The sequence below is a fragment of the Pseudobacter sp. genome, assembly GCF_051955275.1.
Lineage (GTDB): Bacteria > Bacteroidota > Bacteroidia > Chitinophagales > Chitinophagaceae > Pseudobacter.
On record NZ_JBQCGW010000059.1, the window covers coordinates 1 to 6,391 of the forward strand.

5 protein-coding genes and 1 riboswitch are annotated in these 6,391 nt (G+C 47.3%); all 5 genes read right to left on the minus strand.

All coding sequences use genetic code 11. The features are described 5' to 3' along the window. Positions 1-130: 130 nt before the first annotated feature. Positions 131-2,182: an LA_2272 family surface repeat-containing protein gene (locus ACTHMC_RS05735; protein WP_440411638.1), complete on the minus strand. Its 2,052-nt coding sequence runs from the start codon at positions 2,180-2,182 to the stop codon at positions 131-133. An 18-nt stretch (positions 2,183-2,200) separates the two neighbouring features. After that, positions 2,201-3,202: a FecR domain-containing protein gene (locus ACTHMC_RS05740; RefSeq protein ID WP_440411639.1), complete on the minus strand. Its 1,002-nt coding sequence runs from the start codon at positions 3,200-3,202 to the stop codon at positions 2,201-2,203. Positions 3,203-3,214: 12 nt separating this feature from the next. Further along, positions 3,215-3,778 (minus strand): RNA polymerase sigma-70 factor, encoded by a 564-nt coding sequence (locus tag ACTHMC_RS05745; RefSeq protein WP_440411640.1) that lies wholly within the window; start codon positions 3,776-3,778, stop codon positions 3,215-3,217. Positions 3,779-3,907: 129 nt separating this feature from the next. Continuing rightward, positions 3,908-4,486, minus strand: coding sequence for an RteC domain-containing protein (locus ACTHMC_RS05750; RefSeq protein WP_440411641.1), 579 nt, complete (start codon positions 4,484-4,486; stop codon positions 3,908-3,910). A 310-nt stretch (positions 4,487-4,796) separates the two neighbouring features. After that, a riboswitch (SAM riboswitch) is annotated at positions 4,797-4,935 on the minus strand. Between the two features lie 102 nt (positions 4,936-5,037). Beyond that, entirely contained in the window at positions 5,038-6,294 is a 1,257-nt protein-coding gene (gene ilvA, locus ACTHMC_RS05755) for a threonine ammonia-lyase (protein ID WP_440411642.1), read from the minus strand. Positions 6,295-6,391: the final 97 nt, after the last annotated feature.

The window sequence follows — 6,391 nt, forward strand, 5'->3', positions numbered from 1 at the left end:
ATTTTTCGTAATATAAAAAATTTTTGTATTAAAAAAAATTAATTTTTTATTATTTGTTTATTTTTTTTATTAGTCTGTTTTGCCCCCGTCGCTGGGGGGTTCGCGCGCCCGGGGCCACAACCTGTTAATTTCAGAAGAAGTCGATCCCCGCATTGAAGCCGAACCATCCCTTCATTTTGTCACCAAACTTGAAATGCCCGCTCGGGGCAATATCTGTTTTGAAACCATCATGTTTCACATCCTGGTCCGAATAGTAGAGCGAAAATGCCGGACCTGCAAAAAGACTCACATATTTGCCCAGCTTGAAATGTGCATGAAAGCTCAACCGGTTCAAGAGGTTGAGGTGCTCCCAGTCGCCCAGGTAGATATGTTGCGAAGTGATCTCCGTATTGAAGGCCCATTTTTTGGCGATGGGGAATTCGCGGCCGATACCGTACCCAAAGCCCCAGGCTTTATCGAGCGTATCATTCCCATAACCCACACTAACACTGGCCAGCAGGATGCTGTACAGTTTGCTGTTACCCGTTTTAAAAGCGCCATTGAAAGGCATGGCGTCATTGGTAAATAAACTGAGTTTATGATATCCCTTGAAAATGATATTGATCAGACCGATGCTGTAGCCATCGGAGGTATCAGCAATATTCACGAGACCTATCTGAACGCCTTTCAGTTTTTTGGTGTAATTGAGTATGGAAGAGACCTGTATGCCGTTCAAGGTACCGCCATTCACGTTACCCAGACCGCTGACCTGAGCTCCCTGCATATGACGTCCGTTCAGGTTCAGTAATCCGCTGATCTGCGCTCCCTTCATGTCTTTCCAGTTCACGTTCACATTGCCTGCCAGCTGTGCGCCCAGGGTATAGCCTCTTGAGAAATTACCCCAGCCTGCGATCTGTGCACCGGTAAAGGCATTGCCTGCCACATTGTAATTGCCGCTGCCCTGCATGCCGGAGAAAGCCTTACCCACAAAGTTGGCAAAGCCGCTGAGCTGAGCCCCTTTGAAAGTGCCGCCGGTATGGTTATAGATCCCACCGATCTGCCAGCCTTTCACATTACGCTTCACAAAATTGCCGATGCCACCCACCTGGAATCCATTTACACTATCCAGCACCGTATTGTGGATGCCGCCGATCTGCACGCCGTTAAAGCTGGCTCCATCTATATTGAGCAAGCCTCCGATCTGCACAAAACGCACGTCTTTTTTATCGATATTGAAAAGCCCGCCCAACTCAAAACCGTTCACACCTCCGGAATACCCCCCAAGAATATTGAAAGAGAAATTATTGATTACCTGGCTGTTCAGCTTCCCGTTTGAGCTCATGCCTGGTACAAACGACACCTGGTAAGGCCTCACGGTAAAGAACTTCCGGAGATTGAGGGTCTGGATCTGCTGCATGGTACTGAGCAGGAACTTACCCATGGAAGTTTTCTCCACCATCACGGAATCCGTTTTTCGGTAGGTATAAAGCCAGTGCGTACTGTCCGGCCCATGCACGGCCACCACAATGGAATCAGGCGCCTGAAAGGTATAAGGGCCAATGATAGTGGTCTGATCAGAGATCTCCACCGGCATGATGGTGATGCTCAGTTGCTGGTTGTACTTTGGGCGAACGGTAATGGTAGTGTCTTCGTAATATTGTTTACTAACGGTGATGCTTGCCTGCTTATATTTACCCTTCAGCTTCAGTTTGAAGAATCCATCCGTATTGGTCTGCGCATAAGCGAGCTGGTCTTTCTCAAATACACTGGCATTCACAACACGGTCACCCGTCTGATCGTCAAAAATATAACCACTTACATAGTACTGGCTTTCCTCGCTCACGGTCTGCGTGGTCACCAGCGGCACCTGGATGGGCCTGCGGCGGATGATGATATAGTTACCGCTTTCCTTGAACTCATACCCCTCATTGAAAAGGGTATTGAGAATATAACCTACAGACCTGCTCTGCACATTGAATGTAACCAGGCTGTCCTTACGGAGTATATTACTGTTATATGAGAAATAAAAATTTGCCTTATTACTCAGGATCTCCAGTACATGGGCCAGTTGCTGGCGATTCACTTCCAGCGTAACGATGCGGTTCAGCGGCGTCTGTGCTACACCTGACTGATAAAGGAAAAGAAAAAAAAGAAGGAACAAAGCGCAAAGGCCTTTCTTTTTCACATTGGTTATTGTTGTCATGCTGCTGCTATACTATGCCTATTTCAGGATGATGAGAGAATCCTTTTTACTTAAGTTTATCTGCGGAAATGTTTCCTGTATAACATTCAATACTTCTTCTAGAGGCACATTATAAAAGGGAACATCGATCTCGAGGCTTTTCAGGGCAGGATTTTCTATAACGATATTTACGTTGTAAGCTTCATTGAGCACCTGCACCAGTTTCCAGAGCGGCGTATTGTCGCAGACAATTTCGCGGGTACGGTAGAATTTATAGAACTGATCCGTTACCGGTTCCTTGGTGAGCGCAGAATCATTTGCTTCGATCTCCAGTTTTTCTCTCTGTTTCAGCTGCACTGATTTTGAATCATGCTCCACTTTCACCAGTCCGCTCTCCACAATCACTTCCGTTTTTCCATTGGCACTTTTTACATTGAAGCTGGTTCCCAGTACAGTGATGGTCACATCATTGATGGTAACGATGAAGGGTTTTGATATATCCGGTTTCACCTGGAAGAAGGCTTCCCCGTTGAGTTTTACATTTCGTTTATTTCCTTTGAATTCAGCCGCATAGGAAATGGATGAATTCCTGTTGAGTGTAATAACAGAGCCATCGGGCAGGGTTTCCGCCTTTGCTTCAGCGGTGGCGGCCAGTACCACCTGCTTGCTGTTACTGTTACGGAAAGGCACCAGGATATAATACAGCAAAGCGGCAACGCCCACCAGCATGATCACAGCAGCGGCCACGCGGGTATCATACCATTTTTTGCGAACAGGTTTCACCACGGTCATCACCGGGATATCCTGCTCACCCGAGACCCGCTGCTGAAAGCGTTTCCAGGCATCGTTCTCATCCGCTTCGGTTGTAACAGCCAGTTCCTGGCTCCGGTCCCAGATGAATTTGAACTGTTCAAAATACTGCCGATGCTCCGGATCTGCATCTATCCAGTGCTCCACCTCACGGCGCTCACTGGCAGAAGCCTCATCCAGCAGGAATTTCACCAGCAGGTCATCGCTCATATTGTAAAATTCGGCATTCAATCAGTTTTCGTTTTAGAGGTTGGTCAGGATTATCAATAACAAAGGCAGGAAGTCCACCAGTTTGCTGCGCAGCAACTTCAAGGCCTTCCCCATCTGGTTTTCTACTGTTTTGATGGAGATACCCAGTTTGTTGGCTATCTCCTGGTACTTGAGCTCTTCAAAACGGCTCATCTGGAAAATGGTGCGGCACTGTTCAGGCAACTCACTCATCGCTTTCCTCAGGTTCTGTTCAAGGTCGCCCAATAATATTTTTTTGGATGCAGTTTCTGTATGTTGCTGGTTCATCTGGTAAGTGGCATGCGCCTGATAGGCCATTTTCACTTTCTGATGTTTGATGTAATTCAGGCTTTCATTGTAAACAGCCCTGTAGAGGTAGGCAGTGAGGGAGGTCTCTATATCCAGCTGTCCTTTTCTTTCCCAGATCTTGCAGAATACATTCTGGACCATCTCTTCGGCAGCCATATCGTCTTTAACGATGGTATAGGCATAAGAGTGCAGGCTCTTAAAATGACTTTTAAAAACTTTCTCAAATGCCGTTCCCAGCAGATGGGTTGAACCTGCTTCTGTTACTGCCATTCGTAGACTTTGTGTTCTGGCTCCAAATATAACTGCTTCGCCCAATTGACCTTTAGGATATATGACAACCGGAAAATGGTTTACCCCTATGGCAGCATATAAGTTTGAACAAAAAATAATGCGGCAACATCAAAATGATTGGGACTCAACATCTTCTATCTTGCTTTTTACATAGTTGAGGTACTTATCCCGGGCCAGGATGGCGGCAAAGAGGCCGTCGTGCGAGGAGCTTGCCCTGAATGGATTGGTAGCGGTATGGCTCCGGTAAGCCTGCATCGTGGATGTGGCGTTACGGGCTGCGCGTACAAAATAGACTTCGTCCATTTCCGTATTGCCGGTCTTGAAATACTGGTAGATTTCTTCGTTTTCCCGGAGGAATTTTTCGGCATGACGCAATTCCTTTTCCCAGAAATTACGGACCTCGTGGAGGTCGCTCCCGGATTCGGGATGAAAGAGTGTGGCCTTATAAACCAGGGCATAATATTCCAGCATCCCGGTAAAGGCAGGTTTAACCGTTTTGAAGAACCAGATCTCATCATGGAGAGACCTGAACTGACGGTGATTCAACAATTCCAGTAAGGCATTCCAGTTTCGTTCACAAGTTTGAAAACAGCATTCGATCTGCTCCTTTTCGGTATCATGCCGCTTACCACAGTCATCCATCTCAACCAGCATCTGTTCATACAGTTGACGATATTGTTCTTTCATAGCTAAGACAGTTAAAGCAATTCCTGCCAATGTTGCGTTCGTAACATGTATTACCCTGACCAAAGTGTAATACTCCAACAACTGTCCTCTAAACTGTAGTAAAAAAAAGCAGGGAAAGTAAAAACAATCCCTGGTTAGACCAAACGGTCACATGAGAAAATCTACTATTAAACAAACTTTACTTTGCAGCGCCAGTACTGGGTTTCAGAGATAGGCGCAAACAAAAAAGCTCACCTGATTTACGTCAGATGAGCTTCAATTATATAGGAATGCCCGTTACAGGCATTGTCTTTCTTGAAAGCTATACTCTGACTTATCTATCCCCTTTCAGGGGCAGGAATTGGCACCTTTTCCATCAGTTTTACAAACGACGATGCATTAAGTTTGCTCTGATGGAAGGTTGTCAAGGCGTCATCGGGCCCGTTTCCCTCTGCCTTTCTTGATAAGTTATTCCTTAGAACGTGGCAAATATATACAGTCTTATCCTATCAACATATACTTGCCCGAATATTTTTTTATTGTGTTTCTACTACACTTAATTACCGAACCTGTTACACCAGATATCCGAAGAGCGTATCATCCTTGTTCAACTCGGTGTAATTGATCTGAAACAACTGCATTTTCTGCAGCAACGCCTCATAATCCGCACGGTTCCGCAACTCTATACCTACCAACGCGGGCCCGGTTTCCTTATTGTGTTTCTGATAATATTCAAAGCGGGTGATATCGTCTTCCGGTCCCAGTACATCATTCACAAATTCCTTCAGTGCGCCAGGTCTCTGGGCAAAGCGGATGAGGAAGTAATGCTTCAGCCCTTCATACTGCAGGCTCCGCTCCTTGATCTCCTGCATCCGGTCGATATCATTGTTGCTGCCACTTACCACACAAACAACTGTCTTGCCTTTGATCTGTGCAGCATAATCATCCAGGGCAGCGATACTCAATGCGCCTGCGGGTTCCACCACAATCGCATCTTCATTGTACAATTTCAGGATGGTGGAGCATACCTTTCCTTCGGGCACCAGGTGCATTTCATTCAGCACTTCGCGGCAGAGTTCGAAGGTGATATCTCCTACCCTTTTCACGGCAGCTCCATCCACAAATCTTTCGATATTGTCGAGCGTCACCGGGTGACCTGCTTCCAGCGCGCGTTTCATACTGGGCGCGCCTTCCGGCTCAAGGCCAATGATCTTTGTTTTGGGAGAATAGGTTTTGAAATAGGATCCAACGCCGGCACTGAGGCCGCCGCCGCCAACGGGCACAAAGAGATAATCGATATCACTCTGGTCTTCCAGGATCTCCACGCCTACAGTGCCCTGGCCTTCGATGATCCGGAGATCGTCAAACGGAGGGATGAAGGTCATGTTATTGGCTGCTGTGAATGCGCGTGCAGCTGCAGCGCAGTCGTCGAATGTATCTCCCACCAGCCTCACTTCAATGCTGTCTTCCCCGAACATCCTGGTCTGGGTGACTTTCTGGTTGGGAGTAATGATGGGCATGAACACCACACCTTTTGCATTCAGTCTTTTGCAGGAGAAGGCAAAGCCCTGGGCATGATTACCGGCACTGGCGCAGACAACACCTTTGGACAGTTCCTCCGGAGAGAGGCTGCTCATCATATTGTAGGCCCCGCGCAGTTTGTAGGAGCGCACCACCTGGAGGTCTTCCCGTTTGAGAAAAATCTGCGCATCATACTTACGGCTAAGTGTATGCGAATACTGAAGTGGCGTTCTGTTCACCACTTTGCGAAGCCTCATGGCCGCTTTATGAAACTCGAGACCTGTCATCAGGTTGCTTGCTGTGCTCATTGTATTGTTGCCCTTTTTGGGGGCAGTCGCCCGCGGCCCCCCCAGGGACCCCTATTTTTTAGCCTCCGGCCAACACGGTGTTTGCGGCGGCGACCCA

Bases quoted from the DNA above. Each gene is read 5' to 3' on its own strand.
- ACTHMC_RS05735 (WP_440411638.1), bottom strand. From the start codon at position 2,182: ATGACAACAATAACCAATGTGAAAAAGAAAGGCCTTTGCGCTTTGTTC.
- ACTHMC_RS05745 (WP_440411640.1), bottom strand. From the start codon at position 3,778: ATGGCAGTAACAGAAGCAGGTTCAACCCATCTGCTGGGAACGGCATTT.
- ACTHMC_RS05750 (WP_440411641.1), bottom strand. From the start codon at position 4,486: ATGAAAGAACAATATCGTCAACTGTATGAACAGATGCTGGTTGAGATG.
- ilvA (WP_440411642.1), bottom strand. From the start codon at position 6,294: ATGAGCACAGCAAGCAACCTGATGACAGGTCTCGAGTTTCATAAAGCG.